Annotated in this window: 16 protein-coding genes; 5 read left to right on the forward strand and 11 right to left on the reverse strand. The window is 63.6% G+C overall.

Features of this window, described 5'->3' with window-relative positions:
- Nucleotides 1-589: 589 nt before the first annotated feature.
- The 4 genes from JQ572_RS32050 to JQ572_RS32065 form a co-directional block, all read right to left on the reverse strand.
- Nucleotides 590-961, reverse strand: a complete 372-nt coding sequence (locus JQ572_RS32050; RefSeq protein WP_211386836.1) for a hypothetical protein — start codon at nucleotides 959-961, stop codon at nucleotides 590-592.
- Nucleotides 962-1,047: 86 nt separating this feature from the next.
- Nucleotides 1,048-1,581 carry a ParB N-terminal domain-containing protein gene (locus JQ572_RS32055; RefSeq protein WP_211386837.1) on the reverse strand — a complete coding sequence of 178 codons (534 nt, stop codon included), beginning with the start codon at nucleotides 1,579-1,581 and terminating at the stop codon, nucleotides 1,048-1,050.
- Nucleotides 1,582-1,673: 92 nt separating this feature from the next.
- Entirely contained in the window at nucleotides 1,674-2,021 is a 348-nt protein-coding gene (locus JQ572_RS32060) for a hypothetical protein (protein WP_211386838.1), read from the reverse strand.
- A gap of 216 nt (nucleotides 2,022-2,237) precedes the next feature.
- On the reverse strand, nucleotides 2,238-3,491 hold the full coding sequence (locus tag JQ572_RS32065) for a site-specific integrase (RefSeq protein WP_211386839.1): 1,254 nt from the start codon (nucleotides 3,489-3,491) through the stop codon (nucleotides 2,238-2,240).
- 664 nt (nucleotides 3,492-4,155) lie between these two features.
- Here JQ572_RS32065 and JQ572_RS32070 point away from each other — a divergent pair.
- Nucleotides 4,156-6,618, forward strand: coding sequence for a putative bifunctional diguanylate cyclase/phosphodiesterase (locus tag JQ572_RS32070; protein WP_211386840.1), 2,463 nt, complete (start codon nucleotides 4,156-4,158; stop codon nucleotides 6,616-6,618).
- Here the strand turns inward: JQ572_RS32070 and JQ572_RS32075 are convergent.
- The 5 genes from JQ572_RS32075 to thrS all read right to left on the reverse strand — a co-directional run bounded on the left by JQ572_RS32075 (nucleotide 6,604) and on the right by thrS (nucleotide 12,021).
- Nucleotides 6,604-7,872, reverse strand: a complete 1,269-nt coding sequence (locus tag JQ572_RS32075) for a serine hydrolase domain-containing protein (RefSeq protein ID WP_211386841.1) — start codon at nucleotides 7,870-7,872, stop codon at nucleotides 6,604-6,606. The genes JQ572_RS32070 and JQ572_RS32075 overlap by 15 nt on opposite strands.
- Before the next feature lie 63 nt (nucleotides 7,873-7,935).
- Nucleotides 7,936-8,499 carry a nitroreductase family protein gene (locus tag JQ572_RS32080; RefSeq protein WP_211386932.1) on the reverse strand — a complete coding sequence of 188 codons (564 nt, stop codon included), beginning with the start codon at nucleotides 8,497-8,499 and terminating at the stop codon, nucleotides 7,936-7,938.
- A 126-nt stretch (nucleotides 8,500-8,625) separates the two neighbouring features.
- On the reverse strand, nucleotides 8,626-8,850 hold the full coding sequence (locus JQ572_RS32085) for a hypothetical protein (protein ID WP_211386842.1): 225 nt from the start codon (nucleotides 8,848-8,850) through the stop codon (nucleotides 8,626-8,628).
- 9 nt (nucleotides 8,851-8,859) lie between these two features.
- Nucleotides 8,860-9,864, reverse strand: coding sequence for a chymotrypsin family serine protease (locus tag JQ572_RS32090; RefSeq protein ID WP_211386843.1), 1,005 nt, complete (start codon nucleotides 9,862-9,864; stop codon nucleotides 8,860-8,862).
- Between the two features lie 87 nt (nucleotides 9,865-9,951).
- Nucleotides 9,952-12,021, reverse strand: coding sequence for a threonine--tRNA ligase (gene thrS / locus JQ572_RS32095; protein WP_211386844.1), 2,070 nt, complete (start codon nucleotides 12,019-12,021; stop codon nucleotides 9,952-9,954).
- A 186-nt stretch (nucleotides 12,022-12,207) separates the two neighbouring features.
- Between thrS and JQ572_RS32100 the strand changes: the two genes are divergently transcribed.
- Both JQ572_RS32100 and JQ572_RS32105 read left to right on the forward strand, forming a co-directional pair.
- Nucleotides 12,208-13,383, forward strand: a complete 1,176-nt coding sequence (locus JQ572_RS32100) for an MFS transporter (protein WP_211386845.1) — start codon at nucleotides 12,208-12,210, stop codon at nucleotides 13,381-13,383.
- Between the two features lie 91 nt (nucleotides 13,384-13,474).
- On the forward strand, nucleotides 13,475-13,864 hold the full coding sequence (locus JQ572_RS32105; protein WP_211386846.1) for a hypothetical protein: 390 nt from the start codon (nucleotides 13,475-13,477) through the stop codon (nucleotides 13,862-13,864).
- An 83-nt stretch (nucleotides 13,865-13,947) separates the two neighbouring features.
- Here JQ572_RS32105 and JQ572_RS32110 read toward each other — a convergent pair whose 3' ends face one another.
- Together JQ572_RS32110 and JQ572_RS32115 are read right to left on the reverse strand one after the other, a co-directional pair.
- On the reverse strand, nucleotides 13,948-14,274 hold the full coding sequence (locus JQ572_RS32110; RefSeq protein ID WP_211386847.1) for a GrlR family regulatory protein: 327 nt from the start codon (nucleotides 14,272-14,274) through the stop codon (nucleotides 13,948-13,950).
- Nucleotides 14,275-14,447: 173 nt separating this feature from the next.
- Nucleotides 14,448-15,767 carry an alpha/beta hydrolase gene (locus JQ572_RS32115; RefSeq protein ID WP_211386848.1) on the reverse strand — a complete coding sequence of 440 codons (1,320 nt, stop codon included), beginning with the start codon at nucleotides 15,765-15,767 and terminating at the stop codon, nucleotides 14,448-14,450.
- Between the two features lie 327 nt (nucleotides 15,768-16,094).
- Here JQ572_RS32115 and JQ572_RS32120 point away from each other — a divergent pair, with 327 nt between their 5' ends.
- Both JQ572_RS32120 and JQ572_RS32125 read left to right on the forward strand, forming a co-directional pair.
- Nucleotides 16,095-17,462, forward strand: a complete 1,368-nt coding sequence (locus JQ572_RS32120; protein ID WP_211386849.1) for an APC family permease — start codon at nucleotides 16,095-16,097, stop codon at nucleotides 17,460-17,462.
- A gap of 14 nt (nucleotides 17,463-17,476) precedes the next feature.
- Nucleotides 17,477-18,676 (forward strand): hypothetical protein, encoded by a 1,200-nt coding sequence (locus JQ572_RS32125; RefSeq protein ID WP_249129605.1) that lies wholly within the window; start codon nucleotides 17,477-17,479, stop codon nucleotides 18,674-18,676.
- Nucleotides 18,677-18,680: the final 4 nt, after the last annotated feature.

Consider the following 18,680-nt stretch of genomic DNA (forward strand, 5'->3'; position numbering starts at 1 on the left):
CGCGCGCATCAGCCATCCGCAAGGCGACGGGGGCAATAGTGCATCGCTCCCCGGGGAGAGCGCGACATAAGCCGTAAAGCCACTGCGCAGGGCTTCGCAGACGGCAAAAACAGCAGAGAAATCAACGAGGTGTTGCCGTTGTGTCCTCCGTTGTGTCGCGATCCGGCTGGCCAAAAATATCTTCCATCCATAAGCATCCCCACCGTTGGGAAATTTCCCAGTATCCGGGCCGCCGAGGTGCGGGCTGCCGGAAAACCCACACCCTCCCGCTCCAGCACCGCGCCCCGCGCAAGCTCACGCAGCGCCTCGGCGACCTCATCATCGGCGCCCCCGTACTCGCCCGGACATCGCAGCTTGATCTCGCTCAACCAACACCCGCGACGCCCTGCGACAACCGAGTTATCTGCATCACCAACCGATACTTGCGATCCGGTCCGGCGGCCTCACGGCTGCCGGACCGTTTCAGCTTTGGGGCTCTAGGCCATGTACGTCTACGCGCCAGCCGCCTGATGTCCGCTCAACTTCCAACAGCGGTCAAAAAGCGGACGTGTGCCGAGGTCTCTGAAGGGCCAATAGGCGACATCACAGTTTATCTTTTCAAGTGCGAAAAGCTGGTGCAGACAACCTCGTAACAAGGGCCGTCATCGAAGCAAATCATTAAGTGCCGAATATTCTCTTTCTGCGATCTGTCGGCAATCTGAGACCACAATTCAGTACGCCCTAAATCCACGAGCTTGCCGTAAGCTGACCGGATCATCTCTCGTGTTAGAGAGGTGAGATAGGTGCACTTGAACAGCTCGGTCCCCTCAAAAGAAAGATCGTGATATTCAACCACATCAACATCATCCCTCAGCACCACTAAGGAAATGGCCAAGCGCGTGATACGCTTCGGCAACTGCTCAATTCTTGTAGATTCAACCTGAGTGGGAGGGACCGGGACCTCCCAAAGTGTTGCTGTCATGAACCTAGCCTCTGCGAATTATCTCGTCCGATCCCCGTTCAGCTTGCATGCAGTCCTCGATGACTGCAATGGGTCAGAAGCAGCCCTCAGCAAGCACTGCCGTGAAGGTCAGCTATGGCGCAGAAGCGGAAGTCAGCCCATAGCAGAATGACCTTCCTGACTTTGCCGACCGTGGTCGGGCTCGTCTTGGTTGTCTCCGCGATCTGGCGGTCCGACTTCTCCGGAGTCGCTTTCACCAGCTTCTCGACCAGCTCGCGTTTCTGCTCGGTGGTGAGATGGCGACGATGGAGGTTGGCACTGACGACATACTCGTAAGGATCAATGTTTCGAACGTCGAGAGGCGACAGAAGCGCCCAATTGATCTCTCCGTTGCCAGTGATCAGGTTGGTGCCAACCGCCTCCATTGCGTCGAGCCTGTTGATGCCATCAAGCAAGACGTCATTGTAGAGCGCAATCCCTTCGCGCAAACCATGTCGCTTAATGTCCTCGCCCAGCGCGAGCAGCTCGTTCTTCGACATGCGCGGAAACATCTCAGCGGCAGGGTGAATCGGCAGGACGTCGCGCCATGATTTCGATGCAGCTTTCGCCATGATGTGATCTTCTCCGATCTGCTTGCTCATTCTCCGCTTGTCAGTTTTCCTGACCTGACAAAGAAAAAGCCCCGGACGATGCCGGGGCTTGTGTGCGCGTGGTGATGATGGTGCGTGTCGTGTCATTGCGCGGCCTGCTCGCGGGCACGGCGCTGCTTTTGATTCCGGTGGAAGATGTCGGTGACCAGCGGCTGCGACTTTGCGGCTTCGGTGCGCGCCGTTCGCCACTCCCTGTCCTCTTCGCGGCTGATCAAACGTTTGCTACCGACAAGATAGCCGCGCGGCATATCGGCACGATGCTTGTAGAAGGCCTGCAGCGAGATTTTGTTGCGGCGGCAGAACTCATCGACGGTGTACGAACCATCATCGTCATCCGCGTCATCGTCGGCGTCGGACTTGCGGGCCGGACCGGCTTTCTTCTTGCCGCCAGCGGTGCTGATCTTCTTGCCAGTGGTCTCGGGACGGGCCATCGCGCTCTCCTCCAAATCGGCGAAGCAGACTTCGCCTCATGCATAAGCATCGACCCATCGACGGCGAACGCAAGCCCCGCCGAAAAATATTGCGGTCTACAAGTCTCGGCGGGCTTTCACTCGCAATCATTGATCAGATTTCCTGACAACCCGCGACGATTGAAGACACAAAAAAACCGGCGGAGACCGCCGGTTTTCTCAAACGTTGCGCTTCACTCACGCCGCGCGCATCGGCGTCACGTTGTCCGGCAGCTCATCCTGTAGCAAGCCGATGCGCGCGTGATCATCGGCATGCTCGGTGATGTAGCGGCTGTAGTGCATCTCGATCATTTTGACGCTGGTGTCGTGCAACGCCGCGACTAACCGCACCGGCGCTCTTTGCAGCAACCGCCTCACGATGCTGGAATGCCTCAAGGCGTAGGCCGTCGTTTCAGGTCCGGCACCGATCGCTTTGACGACTTTGTCGATCTGACGGTGATAGGTTTGGCCGGGATTGTCGGGCCACCGCGTGCCGTCACTCTGCAGCAATAGCGGCGCATCGTCGGCGCGGCCCTTGGTGGCCTCTCGCAACTTCACCGCCAGCGCAGGCGTGATCGGCACACTGAAGCGCTCAACCCGGCGCGCCGCACGATTCTTGCTGCCGCCCTTGCCGGATCGCGGCATCGATAGTTTCGGCTTGGTCGGATGGTCATGCAGATCGGCCACCAGCAAGCGGATCACTTGGCTCGGCCGCGCGCCCGTGATCGCCAGCACGTCACTGAGCAAACCGAGCGAGGCATCGAGCCCGTAGGCTTCGGCGACGAATTCCCGGACCTTCCGATCCGTCAAGATGACGTTGCGCGCCTTGCCCGCGTCGGGCAGCGCGGACAAGCCGATTTGCCAAGCGGACCGATTCTCGGCGATGCGCTCGGTCTTGTCGAGCTGCGCGGCCAATTCCAGCGCGGCACAGACGCAACGACAGAGACGGTTGACCGTTGACGGCGCCATCTTGCTGAGCAGCCCATTGCGCCATTTCGTCAGTTCATCGGCGCCGAGCAGGGCCACCGGCTTGCTGAGCAGCACGCTGGTGAGATGCAGGCGCGGCCAGAGCGCGTTGTAGGCGTTGGCTTGCCGCGCCTCCAGATCGCTGCGGTAAGCCTTGAGCGCGGCATCGACGCTGAGCGGCGCGGCCTCGGTGCCGCCATCCTCGCCACGTGCCAGCTTGCGCGCGGCGTCCTGCGCTTGATGGAATGACAACACCCGCTTGCCGTCGCTGTCCTCGAAATCGTCGGCGAGTGCGAAGGCTTTCGTCCAGTAGGCGCCGTGGCCGTCGCTGCTTTTCAAGACCCATGTGCCGTTGGTCTTGTTGCGCCGGTATAGCAACGCGACGCCACGTCCGAGCGATGGGCCGTTGTACGGACGGCGGCGGATTTGCAGTTTCGATCTTGCGGTAGGACTTTCGAGTGCCGAGTGTCTGACCTTGCGCGCCATGATGATCCCCGTGTGTCTCGCGATGTGTCGCGATATGCATCCGAAGGCTTAAGGAAGCCCTTGGAAGCATGTAGCGATAATGCGCGACGGATCAATGGCTTAGCGGGCATGGTGCCCGCCTCAGGCATCCATACGCCTGTTTATTTTCCCCTGCGCAGGGAAGGCCGGATGTCCTGGCTACACCTGTATGCCGCTGTGCAGATTTCCTACTGCAACTTCGCACAGTGGACCGCGGGTGCCAGCCGGCACCCGGTCTTCCCTGCGCCCTCTTTCATGAGGGTGAGTCGATCAAGCAAAGCTCGGGCGAAATTCGCCGCGAGGATGCGAGCCCATGTCGGTCATTCGACAACGCTCTCGTGCCCCGGACGCTGCGCAGCACGAAGTGATGCGCTGTAGAGCTTGGGGCCCATGCCGCCGTGATCCGTGTGGTCTTCTGGGTCCCGCCTCTGCGCGGCAGCGCAAGAACGCTGCAGCGCTTCCGGGACACGAGCGCGGCGGACGCGCTCGGCGCCTTCGCACAACCGTCATGGTCTCTAACGCGCACTAACCAACACCCGACTTAAAACTGTCATAGTCGCCGAATGGAACCTGCGCCCGAGCGCTCTTTACACGTCCTTAAGCGCGCCTGCATTGGATGCCCTCGGAAAGTGCGTTGGGGACTGCCATGACTGCCGCGAAGAAAGTGTCGGGAAAACCGGCCGCCGAAATGTTTGACGACATCCCGGTGCTTCAACGCAAATGGCATGCCGCGTTGAAGCCGGGCGAACGGCTGCCGCGCTACGAGGACGTGATGCTCGGCAGCCTGGGACGGCTCGCCGACCACATCGCGCTGCTCAAGGGCGACGGTGCGCTCGAACTGTCGCGCAGCGGACGTTATGTGCAGAAATGGCTGGGCGAGGAGCGCTGGGACATACCGGTCGCCGGGCTCGCGCCCGATTGCGCCGCGGCGCTGTCGGAAGCGGTGGCCGGCGCACTCCACAACGGACGGCCGCACCAGGCCAGCGCACATTGCGTTCGCGACGGCATGGTCAGGACCTACGATCTGCTGGCGCTGCCGACGTCCTCGCGCTGGGGCGCGACGCTGGTCGGTGCCTACGTCAACGAGCGGGGCGCGCAGTACAACCTGCTGGATGCGATCTTCGCCTCGACCGACGACGCCGTGGTGTCGCTGGCGACCCTGCGCGACGCCGGTGGACGGCCGTTCGACTTTCAAGTCGTGCACCACAATCAAGGCGCCTCGAAGCTGCTGGGAGCAGGACCGCATACCCTGCAATGGCAACGACTCCTCGATGGTGAGAGCCTGCTGTCTTCGCCCGAGGTGATGGATCGATTGCGCGAGGTCATTGCGGACGGCGCCCCTCGTTGTTTCGAGATCGATAGCGATGGCCGGAACCTGCGGCTGAGCGCCACCGCCTTCGCCGACATGGTTTCGCTGACGATCTCGGATGTCACCGTGTTGAAGCGGCGCGACGCCTCGTTCCGCCTGCTGTTCGACAACAACCCGATGCCGATGTGGGTGTTCGATGCCGAGACCAAGCAGTTCCTCGGCGTCAACGACGCGGCGGTCCAGCATTACGGTTACAGCCGTGCCGTCTTCCTGCGCATGAGGCTGCACGAGATCTGGCCGCAGGACGAGTGGGACAGCCGCGCCGAGGCGCTCGAATGCGTCGGCGACACCTATCACTCCTCGCGCAACTGGCGGCATCTGCGCGCCGACGGCAGCGAGATCGAGGTGCTCACCTTCGGCCGCCGCGTTGCCTTCGACGATCGCGACGGTTATCTGGTCGCGGTGGTCGACATCACCGAACGGCGCAAGGCGGAGGCGCGGATCGCCCATATGGCGCACCATGACGGGCTCACCAACCTGCCGAACCGCGAATATTTCCAGGAGCGCCTGAAGCAGGCGCTCGACCAGGCCGCGGGGAAACGGGTCGGCGTGCTCTACATCGATCTCGATCTGTTCAAGAACATCAACGATTCCTTCGGCCATCCGGTGGGCGACCGCCTGTTGAAGGAAGTCGCCGCACGTCTGGGCACCACGGTCCGCGGCGCCAATATCGCGGCGCGGCTCGGCGGCGACGAGTTCGCCGTGATTCTCGCGGCCGATGTCTCGCCGAACGAAGCCAGCGCCTGTGCGAGCCTGCTGATCGACATGCTGAAGGCGCCCTACGAGCTCGATGGCCAGGAGATGGTGATCGGTGCCAGCATCGGCATCGCGCTGTCGCCGGGTGACGGCGTGACGTCGGAAAAGCTGATGCGCAACGCCGACATGGCGCTGTACCGGGCGAAGTCCGACGGTGGCGGCGTGCATCATTTCTTCGAGCGCGAGATGGATCTGCAGGCGCAGAAGCGTCGCGACATGGAGCTCGATCTGCGCCGCGCCTTTGCCAATGGCGAGTTCGAGCTGCACTACCAGCCGCTGGTGTCGATCGCCTCCGACCGCATCTCCGGCTTCGAGTCGCTGTTGCGCTGGCTTCACCCGGACAAGGGCATGATCTCACCGGCGGAGTTCATTCCGGTCGCAGAAGACATCGGCCTGATCACCCAGCTCGGTGAGTGGGTGCTGCGCGAGGCCTGCGCCGAGGCGGTGAAATGGCCGGTCGACGTCAAGGTCGCGGTCAATCTGTCGCCGGCGCAATTCCGCAGCCGCAATCTGGTTCAGGTCGTGATCTCGGCACTGGCGCGGTCCGGCCTGTCGCCGAAGCGGCTCGAGCTCGAGATCACCGAGTCGATCTTCCTGGCCGAGACCGACGCCAATCTCGCCATCCTGCATCAGTTGCGCGAGCTCGGCGTCAGCATCTCCATGGACGATTTCGGCACCGGCTATTCCAGCCTCAGCTATCTCCGCAGCTTTCCCTTTGACAAGATCAAGATCGACCGCTCCTTCGTCAAGGATCTGGCGCTGCGGCCCGATTGCGGAGCGATCGTGCGCGCGATCTCCGGCCTCGGCCGCAGCCTCAACATCACCACGACCGCGGAGGGCGTCGAGACCGAGGATCAGCTCGACTGGCTCCGCGCCGAAGGCTGCAACGAGGTGCAGGGCTTCTTGTTCAGCGCGGCGCGGCCTGCTGCCGAGATCGCAAAGCTGCTCGCCGATTTCGGCCGGCGCGCCTCACGGGCGGCGTAGCCCTTCGGGATAGCAGTCATAGACCAGCGCCTTGAACGCGGGCGTGATGCGGCCACGCTCGTTCTGGGTCTGCTGCATCAACAGATAGACCATGTCGAGCTTGGGATCGACGCCGAAATAGGTGCCGCTGCCTGAGTCCCATTTCAACTCGCCAAGCGAGCCCGGCGGCGGAGGTTTCGCATTGCCGGGATCGGTGCGCATCGCGAGGCCGTAGCCATAGCCGAAGCCGTCGCCCGGGAAATAGAAATAGTCGCGGGCAACGCCGGAGCCCGGCCCGATGTGATCGGTCGTCATGGCCTTGAAGGCAGCAGCGCTCAGATAGCGCTTGCCCTCGAACTCGCCGCCGTTGAGCAGCATCTGCGAGAAGCGCTGATAGTCGCTGATGGTCGAGAGCAGCCCGCCGCCGCCGGACTGCCATTCGGGATGGTCGAGGCGGTCGCGCTCGGCGGCGAGCAGGATGTAGTCGTTCGGCAGCGGCCGCGCCATCCGCGCGAGCTCGTCTTCCGTCGCCAGCGTGAACTTGGTGCTGCTCATGCCGAGTGGATCAAAGATGCGCTGCTTGAGGAATGCGTACAGCGTCTGCCCCGAGATGATCTCGATGACGCTGCCGAGCACGTCGGTGGAATGGCCGTAGCGCCACAGCGTTCCCGGCTGCCGCGCCAGCGGCAATTTCGCGATGCGCTCGGCGAATTCCCTGTTGTTGAATTGCCCCTCGAAGATGTTGGCGGCCTTGTAGGCCTGCTCGACCCATTTGCCGCCGATATAGTCGTAGCTGATGCCCGAGGTGTGCCGCAGCAGATCCTCGATGTTGACGGGACGGACCGGCGGCACGAGATCCACCGCCAGCGTGCCGTCGGGATTGGTGACCTCGAGGCCCACCTTGGTATCGGCAAAGAGGGGGATGTATTTCGAGACGGGATCGGCGAGCGCGAGCTTGCCGTCGTCGATCAACATCATCGCGCCAAGGCACGTGATCGGCTTGGTCATGGAGTGGATGGCGAAGACCGTATCGGGCGTCATCGCGAGGCCCGTCCTGGTGTCGCGCACGCCGAACGTCTTCAGATAGACCGGCTTGCCGTGCTGCTGGACCAGGATCACGGCGCCCGGCAGCCGGCCGCTCGTCACCTCGTTGTCGAAGTACGCCGTGATGCGGTCGAGCCCGTCGGACGACGGCGCCGGGATGTCGGCGGCGCGGCCTCGCGCCATCGTACCTGCAAGCAGCGCGGCCCCGACCAGAAATTCACGACGCATCATCCGGGCTTCCTCCCTCGCCGGGATCAAAGCCGCAAGACGTCGGGGGCGTCAACAAGCCTTCGATTAAAATCGCGTCACGATTTCAGAAAGGACCGGTCGCGGGCGGTCCTCGCTCGGCTTGGTCGGCTTGCCGATATGGACGAAGCCGGCAAGCTTCTCGTCCGGCTTGAGGCCGAGACCGTCCAGCACGTCGCGATCGAAGGAGAACCAGCCGGTCAGCCAGCAAGCGCCGTAGCCGAGCGCGGTCGCGGCCGTGACGATGTTCATGACGCTGGCGCCCGCCGACAATTCCTGCTCGAAGGCCGGCACCTTGGGATGCGGCCTGGTGAAGCTGACGATGCCGATCACCAGCGGCGCATCGGTGAGGCGTTTGCGCTCGGTCTCGACATCCGCCGCGGGCGCGCCGGGATTCTTCCGGGCAAAGACCTTCGCGATCACCTCGCCGGCGCGCTGGCGCGCATCGCCCTCGAAAATGATGAAGCGCCAGGGCGCGAGCTTGCCGTGGTCGGGCACGCGCGCCCCGATGGTGAGGATCGTCTCGAGCTCGGCCGGGGAGGGGCCGGGGCCGGACATCTCGCGCGGCTTGACCGAGCGGCGGGTCTTCAGGAGTTCGATGGCGTCGGGCACGGAGATCTCTTTCGTCATAGGGAGTGGCAACTCCTGTCACCGAGATAGGTCGGCGACGAAGCAACCGGAAGGTTGTTTCGAGAGATTGTAAAAAGACGGACGGCCGGATTTGCGATGCGGCCTCGGTCAGCGTTTGAGGATTTTGCCGACATAGTCGTAGACAACGGGCACGCCGTCGATCGTTTCCGGCAGCAGGCTGTCGTCTTTCGGAGCGGTTCCAAGATTGACCTTCAGGGCCGGGTCGTCGCCCTTCAAGCCGATGCCGACCCCGACCACGTCGAGGCCCTTTGGCATCAACGCGCTGAACCGTTCCTTGGCGCGGCGAACCGCCGCCATCTTGGTCTCGTTCATGGCCGTAATCTAGTTGCCATGCAGGTCGATTGCCAGCCTCTTGAGCACGATTGCGAGCGGATTGGCATAGGTGAGGCCGCGGCCGTTCGATCCGCCGGTTTCGCTGCCGGCGAACAGCAGGGCACAGCCGCGGTTCTCCCCATCCAGGATCAGCGAGCCGGAATCGCCGCCCGCACTGAACGAGGTGGCGCCGGTGGATTCGATCTCCACCTGGTCGTCGAACGAGATCATTCCGAGGTCATACTGGATCACGACCTTGTCGAGCTCGATCGCGCTGATCCGCCCATGGGTAACGCCGGTGGTCCGTCCGACCTTGGATACCGCCATTCCGGGGGACAGGGGCGCGATGCGCGCCCCGGCGAGCGTGCCGATGCCTTTGTAGTCCAGCGGGTCTGCGTCGATGCCCTTTGACAATGCAGCGATGGCAGCGTCGAGCAGATTGGCGCCATTGGGCCGCAGGTCCACCCATTTCGTGAGCTTGGCCACCGCATCCTTCATCTTGCCCTTGTCGAAGGCGCCCGCCTGCAGAATGGCGTCGCCGGCTTTGGCGTCGTTTTCGTTCGCGAGCACATGGTTGTTGCTCAGGATGACGTCATGGCCGGTCTTGCGTTGCCTGGCGATCGCACCGATTGTTCCCGCCGTGATCTTGAAGTGTCCGACGGAACAGCCGCACTGAAGCGGCCGCTGGCGCTGGCGATACCAAGGCAGGGCGTGCTTGGCGATCCGGCCGACGAAGCGGACATCGACCTCGTTCTTGGCGCGCTTGCGGATATTTTCCAGCAATCCGCCCGATCGCTCCAGCGAATGGCGCTGCAATCTGACAGCGAGCCTGACGTCATTCTCGGTTTTTCCCGGTGCAACACCCAGCGCGACCAGGGGTTCGGCATTGGTCAGCTTGTGCAGCGCGAAGGTGGTGACCGAAAAACCGCCGGCGGCGCTGATGGCGGCCACGGCGGGAGGCACGACCTCGCTGGCGATCTCCAGCTTCAATGCGCGCGCGGATTCGAGCTTCATGCTGATCCCCCCGTCATGACGACGGAGGGATACTACATCTTCAGGTTGCGAAATCGAGTCGCAAAGCGTCGCAGGGACGCGCGGCTGCTAGCCGGCCGCACGCGCCCGTTTCACGTCCGGCGGGGTCGCCTCGTCGACGAGGGCGGCGATGGCCTCCACCGTCGTCGTTACCTTCTGGCCGTCGCTGCCGAGCCGGCGGACGGAAACCGACTGCGTCTCGGCCTCCTTCTTGCCGACCACGAGCAGCGCCGGGATCTTGGCCAGCGAATGCTCGCGGACCTTGTAGTTGATCTTTTCGTTGCGCAGGTCGATCTCGGCCCGAAGCCCCGCGCGCCGGACCTGCTCCAGCACCTGCTTGGCATACTCGTCGGCCTCCGACGTGATGGTGGTGACCACCACCTGCACCGGCGACAGCCAGAGCGGGAAGTTGCCGGCATAGTGCTCGATCAGGATACCGATGAAGCGCTCCATCGAACCGCAGATCGCGCGATGCACCATGACCGGCGGCTTCTTGCCGCTGTCGTGGTCGATGTAGAACGCACCGAACCGTTCCGGCAGGTTGAAGTCGACCTGGGTGGTGCCGCACTGCCAGTCGCGGCCGATGGCGTCGCGCAGCACATATTCGAACTTCGGCCCGTAGAAGGCGCCTTCGCCCGGATTGATCTCGGTCTTGATGTGATTGTTCTGCGACTGGATCTCGCGCAGCACGGTGGCCATCACGCGCTCGGCGTGGTCCCACATCGCGTCGGTGCCGACGCGCTTCTCCGGCCGCGTCGACAGCTTCACGGTGAGATCGCCGGTGAAGCCGAAATCGGCGTAAGTCGACAGGATGAGCTCGTTGATCTTCAGGCACTCGTCGGCGAGCTGGTCCTCCATGCAGAAGATGTGGGCGTCGTCCTGGGTGAAGCCGCGCACGCGCATCAGCCCGTGCATGGCGCCGGACGGCTCGTAGCGATGCACCACGCCGAACTCGGCGAGCCGCAGCGGCAGGTCGCGGTAGCTCTTCAGGCCGTGCTTGAAGATCTGCACGTGGCCGGGGCAGTTCATCGGCTTGAGCGCGAACCAGCGCTTGTCCTCGGCTTCGTCACCGGCCGACTGCGCCGCGAACATGTTCTCGCGGTACCAGCCCCAATGGCCCGAGGTCTCCCACAACGACTTGTCGAGGATCTGCGGCGCGTTGACCTCGTTGTAGTCACCGGTCAGGCGCCGGCGCATATAGGCGATCAGCTGCTGGAAGATGGTCCAGCCCTTCGGGTGCCAGAAGACGACGCCCGGACCTTCCTCCTGGAAATGGAAGAGGTCGAGCTCGCGCCCGAGCTTGCGATGGTCGCGCTTTTCGGCCTCCTCGATCTGCTTGAGATAGGCGTCGAGGTCCTCCTGCTTGGCGAACGCCGTGCCGTAGATGCGGGTCAGCATCGGGTTGTTGCTGTCGCCGCGCCAATAGGCGCCGGCCACCTTCATCAATTTGAAGGCGTTGCCGACCTTGCCGGTCGAGGTCATGTGCGGGCCGCGGCACAGATCGAACCAGTCGCCCTGATAGTAGATCTTGATCGGCTCGTTGCCGGGAATGGCGTCCACCAGCTCGACCTTGAACGCCTCGCCCTTGTCGCGGAACACCTGCTTTGTCTTTTCGCGATCCCAAACCTCCTTCGTGAAAGGTTTGTCGCGCGCGATGAGCTCGCGCATCTTCTTCTCGATCGCGGCAAAGTCTTCCGGCGTGAACGGCTCGTTGCGGAAGAAGTCGTAATAGAAGCCGTTCTCGATCACGGGGCCGATGGTGACCTGCGTGCCCGGCCACAGCGTCTGCACGGCTTCGGCCAGCACGTGGGCGCAGTCGTGGCGGATCAGCTCGAGCGCGCGGGGATCGTCACGGTTGATCAGCTCGATCCCGGCATCGGCTTCGATGGGATCGTCGAGGTCGCAGACCGCGCCGTCGAGCGCCATCGCAACCGTGCGCTTGGCCAGCGACGGCGAAATGCCCTTGGCGATCTCGAGGCCGGTGATGCTCTTGGCGTATTCTCGCCGGGCGCCGTCGGGGAAGGTGAGGGTGATCTTTTCCAGCGGGGTCACGGGCCTCAGATTGCTGAGGCTGTACTGAAAGCCGGATTCGGATTTGGGCTGCTCGGACTTGGGTTGGTCCTTGGGCTGGTCGGTCATTGCTTTTCTCCTGAGGCTCACTCCTGCGAACGAGCGCAGGTAAGCGGGAACGAGCGATATATCAGGCGATTCGGCCTGCGCAATCCGGCATTTCCAAGAAAGTGGCGCGCAAAAGCCGGGGCGGTGCTCCAACTATTTCGCACGGCGCCCTTTAACCGGCCGGAGGCGTGTTCTACATGCAGATGCATGGAAAAGTCACCTGCCGCCGGCCGTTTCGCGCCAACCGCCCTGATGCTCGGCAACCTCGTCACCGGCTGCTCGGTGCTGGCGCCGGCGGGGATGCTGCCGGAATTGGCGACGGGGCTCGACGTCAGCATCCGTGCCGCCGGTCTTCTGCTCACCTTCGGCGCGATCATCCTGTGCATCGGCTCGCCGCTGACGGCCTGGCTCACCAGTCGTATCGAGCGGCGGACGCTGCTCACCACGACGCTGGCGGTGCTCGCTTTCGGCAATCTCGCCTCGGCCTTTGCACCCGACTATGCGAGCCTCCTCGTTATCCGCCTGGTGATGCTTGCGGTCGGCGCGCTCTATACGCCGCAGGCCGCCGGCACGGCGGCGCTGATCGTGCCGGTGGAGCGGCGCGGCAGCACCATCGCCTATATCTTTCTCGGCTGGTCGCTCGCCGCCGCCGTCGGCCTTCCGCTGATCACTTTCATCGCCAGCCGCTACGGCTGGCGCGCGGCCTATGGCGAGATCGGCGTGCTCGGCTGCGTCAGTTTCGTGCTGTTGCTGCTGCGGCTGCCGGCGGGGTTGAAGGGGACTCCGGTGGATCTGAAGACCTGGAGCGCAGTCAGCCGCAGCAGGACGATCCTGCTGTTGCTCGCGATCACCATGCTGCAGATGTCCGGGCAGTTCGTGGTGTTCACCTTTATGGGCCCGCTGCTCAAGAGGCTGACCGGCGCCGGGCCCGATGCGATCGGCATGGTATTCGCTCTCTACGGCCTCTGCGGCTTCCTCGGCGTCGTCATCGCGACCCGCATCGTCGACACCTCGGGACCCTATCGCACCTCGCTGCTGTTCACTTGCCTGCTGCTGGCAGGGATCACGGGCTGGGCGCTCGGCGCCGGCACGCTCGTGTTGATGGCGGGTGCAGTCGCGATCTGGGGCCTCGGCTTTGCCTCGACCAATTCGATGCAGCAGGTGCGGCTGGTCGCGGCCGCGCCACAACTCGCATCGGCGACCGTCGCACTCAACACCTCCGTTCTTTATGTCGGCCAGGCGGTCGGCTCTGCCGTCGGCGGATTGCTGTTCGCCCGCGAACTGCTGCATGCGCTCGGCTTCGTTGCGGTCGGTTTCGTCGTGCTCGCGCTGATCCTGGTGGTCCTGACCCGGCCCCGGCCGGCAACCGCAGCTCCCGCCTGAATCCCGCCTTTTCGCGTGCGCAAGGTGCTTGGCAAACCGCGCGCCGGGGCGCTAGAAGGCCGGTCATGGGGACCAAAGAGAGTTGACTGAGATGAGGATGATTCTGGCGGTTGCCGCGGTGCTCTATTCAGCCTCCGCGTTCGCGCAAGCCGACAAGCCACCGATGGTCGGGGACAAGCCCTTGGTGCAGGTCAAGCCCAAGGGGACTAAGGCGGGCACCAAAGAGGCAACGGCCAAGCCGGCCGCGGCGCCGAAGGGCAAGCCGCAATCGATCGCGGCCCGACTCCAGGCCTGCCTCGACCTCGATGACGGCACCAAGGACCGGCTCAATTGCTACGACGCCATTATTCCACCGACGCCGAAGCCGAAGCCGGCGAAGGCCAAGGGCTACGCCGATTGCCGCTTCTTCAAGGAAGAGGACGAGCGGCTGGCCTGCTTCAACGGCTTTGCCGAGAGCATTCCGAAACTGCCCAAGACCTAAAGCCGAAATCTGAGGCCAAGGTCTGAGGCCAGGGTCTGAGGCCAGGATCTGAGCCCAAGTCTTGAGATCCGGGAGCCGGACGGTCAGTCGCTGATCCGGCTCAGCACGGCCCTGAAGGCAACGCCAGGCACTTGCAGTGCGGTGCCCTCGAATTCCGCGGTCTCGCCATCCTCCCGGCCGGCGAGCGTCAGGGTGATCCGGTCGATGCCGAACAGCGCCTTGAAGGACGGGTCGTCATTGTAGCGCTCGGTCGAGATCTTGACCTTGATGCTGTCGCCTTTGCCCGTGTAGGTGCCGACGAACGCGAAAGCGGAATTGCCGCCGCGCATCTTGCCGTCCGTCACATAGACGACGCCGCAACCGGTGCCGTGAACCGTGTGGAAGTCGACCTTGTACAATCCTTGACGCACGACCTGTCCCCGCAGAATTCCTATGGCAGCTTGGCCGGCAAACTATGTTCGTTGCCAGCGGAAACAATCCGGTGGCTCCCGGGGATGTCGGTCATCAACATCACATTTTGATCAAGGTCCGAGTCAGTTGCAGGCACGCTTGGCCAAATACCGACTGGCGCAATATTGCAAGCCTAACGGCTCGACGCGGATGGATTGGTGGATGCAACGCGCGTCAACGCGAGTGACGGCGTCGCCGACATCTTCACCAGCACGTCCTTGAGCGGGTCGCGTGTCCAGGCGCGCGTCACATAATCACGATGGGTGATGCCGTCACCGGTTTCGACGAACACCACGCTGCCGGGACGCAACGGGCCGTCCATGTCCTCGGAGACGCTGATGCCTTTCTGCCGCAGCATGCTCATCAGCTCGCGGTCGCGCCGAGCGGTGTAGCGGGTGTAGGAGCTGACGAAGAAGCCGGAGCGGTGGCTTTCGATCCAGGAGGCAAACTTGTCCATCTCGCCATAGACGGCGTCGAGCAGCACGACGCCGCGGACACGGTCGCTGATGCCGCCGACCTCGAGGCTCCAGGCCGTTGGCAGGAAGCCGCCGCTGTAGCCGACGATCACGATCGGCATGCTGGCGAAGGCGCGGGCGCTGTTGGGATCGCCGGTGAGGCGGGCAAGATGGTCGGCCGATTCCGCCATGAAGCGCTTGAGGCCGCCGGGTTGCCAGAACTTGCCGGCGCTGGAATCGGCGGCATCCACCGCCATTTGCGGTGCGAGCAGCACGGCATTGGCGCCGGAATCGGTGATCTGCTGCGGCACCAGCTGCCGGTCGCGGACGTCTCGCTCGAGCGTCGCGCCATTGCCGTGGAAGAACACCACGATCACGCCCGGCTTGCGGACGTCGAAATGCTCGGGCACGTGCATCAGCACGCGGCTGTCATTGTAGGTCTCGTCCTGCCAGAACACGCGGCCCGAATAGCTGCGGTGGCCGCGGCGCTCGCCCTTGGAGATGTTGAGGAAGGGGGCGTCGGAAGCGGGGTTGTTGCCGAAATAGGGGAAGGCGGACGACTTCATGCTGACGAGCGTGGTCAGGTCTTCGCGCAGCGGACGCTGATAGGGAGCCTGCGGTGCCAGCGAGGCCACCTTGTAGGGCGCCTGCTCCGGCTGCTGCTGCACGGCGCGCTTGGGCGAGAAGTCCGACATCTGCCGTTGCAGGAAACTCTCGCTGGCCGAGGGGAAGCGCTCCCTGAACTGCGGGGCCGGGAAGCGATCCTCGAACGTGTCGCTGCTTGCGACCTGCTGGTTCGTCTTCGCAACGACCTGCACGTTGGCCTGCGAGTTCGTCGCAAGCGCCGCCGGATTGGGCGCGTTGCCGCATTGAACCAGCGTCAGCGACAGCGGCACCAAGGCTGAGATCAAGACGAAACGGAGCGCACGACCGTGCAGACCGGACGTCGTCCGGTCTGCACGAATGTCAGCTCTCAGGTTCGGAACGGCCCCGATCATCCACCCATGACCCCAAGTCATGTCCACAAGCCCAGCGGCAATGTTTAGGCTAATTGAGCCGACGGGCGTTTAGGCGACGTTAAGTGTCCGGACAAACTTCCCCACATCCGGAACGCTCAAAAGGACCACGCAATCGTGTCCTGATTGTGGGGAAGGAAAACGGGCTTCTCCGATGCTTGCGCGGGTTTATTGCCCGAGGCCATGCGCAAGGGGTGTTTGAATACCTATCCGGCCCGCCTCATTTAACCCTTGTTAACCCTGCTTGAATTGACTGGACCAAACTGCACGATGCTCCCACGAGGCGTACGCCTGAGGTTGAGGACCCCGATGACGGCATCAGATGCGGGTACGCCGCCCTGGACTGGCCGGCTGACCGGAAGCGGCTCCGGGGTTTCCGTTCTGGTCGCAACCGCCATCGTCGTTGCCGACATGATCGGGGTCGGCGTCTTCACCAGCCTCGGTTTCCAGGTCAAGGACATCCCGTCCGGCTTCTCGATCCTGTTGCTGTGGACCGTCGGCGGCATCGTCGCGCTGTGCGGGGTGTTCTCCTACAGCGAGCTCGGGGCGATGTTTCCGCGCTCGAGCGGCGAGTACAATTTCCTCGGCCGCGCCTATCACCCCGCCTTCGGCTTCCTCGCAGGCTGGGTCTCGGCGACGGTCGGCTTTGCGGCGCCGGTCGCGCTCGCCGCGATGGCCTTCGGCGAATATGCCAAGTCGGTCGTGCCCGATCTGCCGCCGATCCCGCTCGCCATCGGCGTGGTGTGGCTGGTGTCGCTGGTGCAACTGACCGGCGTCAGGCACTCCTCGACCTTCCAGTTGATCTCGACCATCCTGAAGGTCGTGCTGATCGTCGCCTTTCTGGTCGCGGGCTTCATCATCGGCGTGCCGCAGCCGATCGCCTTTACGCCGCAGCCCGGCGACCTCGCGCACATCGTCAGCGCGCCTTTCGCGATCGGGCTGGTCTTCGTGATGTACTCGTTTTCGGGGTGGAATGCCGCGACCTACATCATCGGCGAGATGAACATGCCGCAGCGGGACCTGCCGCGCGCGCTGCTCGCAGGCACGCTGATCGTGCTCGTCCTCTATGTCGTGCTCAATGCGGTGTTTCTCTATTCCACGCCGGTCAGCTCACTCGCCGGCCAGCTCGACGTCGCCAGCGTCGCCGGCAGCGCCATCTTCGGCGGCCTCGGCGGTCGGATCGTCGGCGCGATGATCTGTTTTGGCCTGATCTCCTCCATAAGCGCGATGATGTGGATCGGTCCGCGGGTGATGATGACGATGGGGGAGGATATTCCGGCCCTGCGCGTGTTCTCGAAGCGATCGGTGGGCGGTGCGCCAGCCTATGCCATCCTGTTTCAGCTCGCGGTCGCCAATCTGCTGCTGTTCACGCGCAGCTTCGAGGCGGTGCTCGACTTCATCCAGTTCGCGCTCTTGTTCTGCTCGTTCTTCACGGTCGCCGGCGTCATCAAGCTGCGCATCACCGATCCCGACCTGCCGCGGCCCTATCACGCCTGGGGATACCCGTTCACGCCGCTCATTTTCCTGCTCGTGACCGCGTTCATGATGTACTACCTGTTGACCGAGCGGCCGGTGCAGTCGCTGGCGGGGATGCTCGTCATGCTCTCGGGCCTGTTGATTTATGCCGTTTTCCGCAGGCGGCCGGTCGCCGCCGGCACGTCACACAATCGCGAATAGACATGTTTCGACCCATGAGAATTGCGGCCGTCGCTCTCGCCCTGCTGGCTGCGGCCGCCTCGTCCGTGCACGCCGCCGACGCAACCTTCGATGACTCCGCGCGCTTCCTTGCGGGCATGCAGCCTTCGGCGGATTCGCCGCTGGTGCCGCTCACGAAGGATCCGGGCTGGCAGCGCCACGCGAAATTCTTCGATGGCGCCTTCGCCCAGCTCGAGCAGCGCCAGCTCTCGAAGATCCGGAGCTGGGCCGACGTCAACCTGGCCGCACCCCGTCCGACCATGTTCTACATGTTCAGCGGTCCGGATTTCCTCTATGCCAATGCCTTCTATTCCAAGGCGAGCACTTATGTGCTCGGCGCGCTGGAGCCGGTCGGCGCGGTGCCCGACCTGACACGGCTGCCGCGCGGCTCGGTCGGTGCCGCGCTCTACAATGTCGAGCGCTCGCTCGGCTCGATCCTGAGCTTTTCCTTCTTCATCACCAAGCAGATGAAGGTCGATTTGCACACCAACCAGGTCAACGGCACCTTGCCGATCCTCTATGTCTTCCTGGTTCGCTCCGGCAAGACCATCCGCAATGTCGAGATGGTCGCGCTCGACGACAAGGGCGGGATCCATGTCGGCAACGACAATCCGGGACCGAACGCGACGCGCGGCGCCCGTATCACCTTCGCCGGCAGCGACGGCGAAGCGCGCACGCTGTATTATTTCTCGACCGATCTTTCCAACCCAGGTGCGCGCGCGGCGGGCTTCCTGAAGTTCTGCGGGACGCTCGGTCCCGGCAACAGCCTGATCAAGAGTGCGTCCTATCTCTTGCACTCCGGCAACTTCACCGTCGCGCGCGACTGGCTGCTCGCCAACAGTGCGACCATCATCCAGGACGATTCCGGCATTCCGCTCGCGAACTACAATACGCGGCAGTGGCGGTTCTTCCCGTTCGGCCGCTACCTCGGACCGATCAATGAATTCCCCGGCCGCTACCAGGAGCGTTACGCCGAGCTGTTCACGCGCGCCCAGCCGATCGATTTCGGCGTCGGCTACCGCTGGCGCATGCACGAGTCGAACCTGTTGCTGTCGGTGAGGGTGCCGGGGTCCGAGACGACGCCGGGTGCGGAGACCACCTCATCCGCCGAACCGGCGCCCAAACCACAGCGTCCGAAGCGGCCGCGTCCGCCCGAACCGGTGCCGCCGCCGGCACGCTTTTTCTGGTTACGGTAGAACT

This window comes from Bradyrhizobium sp. SZCCT0153 (assembly GCF_018129995.1).
GTDB lineage: Bacteria > Pseudomonadota > Alphaproteobacteria > Rhizobiales > Xanthobacteraceae > Bradyrhizobium > Bradyrhizobium japonicum_G.

Coding starts and splice junctions, on each gene's coding strand:
- JQ572_RS32100 (WP_211386845.1), top strand. CDS start 12,208: ATGGAAAAGTCACCTGCCGCCGGCCGTTTCGCGCCAACCGCCCTGATG.
- JQ572_RS32065 (WP_211386839.1), bottom strand. CDS start 3,491: ATGGCGCGCAAGGTCAGACACTCGGCACTCGAAAGTCCTACCGCAAGA.
- JQ572_RS32050 (WP_211386836.1), bottom strand. CDS start 961: ATGACAGCAACACTTTGGGAGGTCCCGGTCCCTCCCACTCAGGTTGAA.
- JQ572_RS32055 (WP_211386837.1), bottom strand. CDS start 1,581: ATGAGCAAGCAGATCGGAGAAGATCACATCATGGCGAAAGCTGCATCG.
- JQ572_RS32070 (WP_211386840.1), top strand. CDS start 4,156: ATGACTGCCGCGAAGAAAGTGTCGGGAAAACCGGCCGCCGAAATGTTT.
- JQ572_RS32105 (WP_211386846.1), top strand. CDS start 13,475: ATGAGGATGATTCTGGCGGTTGCCGCGGTGCTCTATTCAGCCTCCGCG.
- JQ572_RS32120 (WP_211386849.1), top strand. CDS start 16,095: ATGACGGCATCAGATGCGGGTACGCCGCCCTGGACTGGCCGGCTGACC.
- JQ572_RS32125 (WP_249129605.1), top strand. CDS start 17,477: ATGAGAATTGCGGCCGTCGCTCTCGCCCTGCTGGCTGCGGCCGCCTCG.
- JQ572_RS32075 (WP_211386841.1), bottom strand. CDS start 7,872: ATGATGCGTCGTGAATTTCTGGTCGGGGCCGCGCTGCTTGCAGGTACG.
- JQ572_RS32090 (WP_211386843.1), bottom strand. CDS start 9,864: ATGAAGCTCGAATCCGCGCGCGCATTGAAGCTGGAGATCGCCAGCGAG.
- JQ572_RS32115 (WP_211386848.1), bottom strand. CDS start 15,767: ATGATCGGGGCCGTTCCGAACCTGAGAGCTGACATTCGTGCAGACCGG.
- JQ572_RS32085 (WP_211386842.1), bottom strand. CDS start 8,850: ATGAACGAGACCAAGATGGCGGCGGTTCGCCGCGCCAAGGAACGGTTC.
- thrS (WP_211386844.1), bottom strand. CDS start 12,021: ATGACCGACCAGCCCAAGGACCAACCCAAGTCCGAGCAGCCCAAATCC.
- JQ572_RS32060 (WP_211386838.1), bottom strand. CDS start 2,021: ATGGCCCGTCCCGAGACCACTGGCAAGAAGATCAGCACCGCTGGCGGC.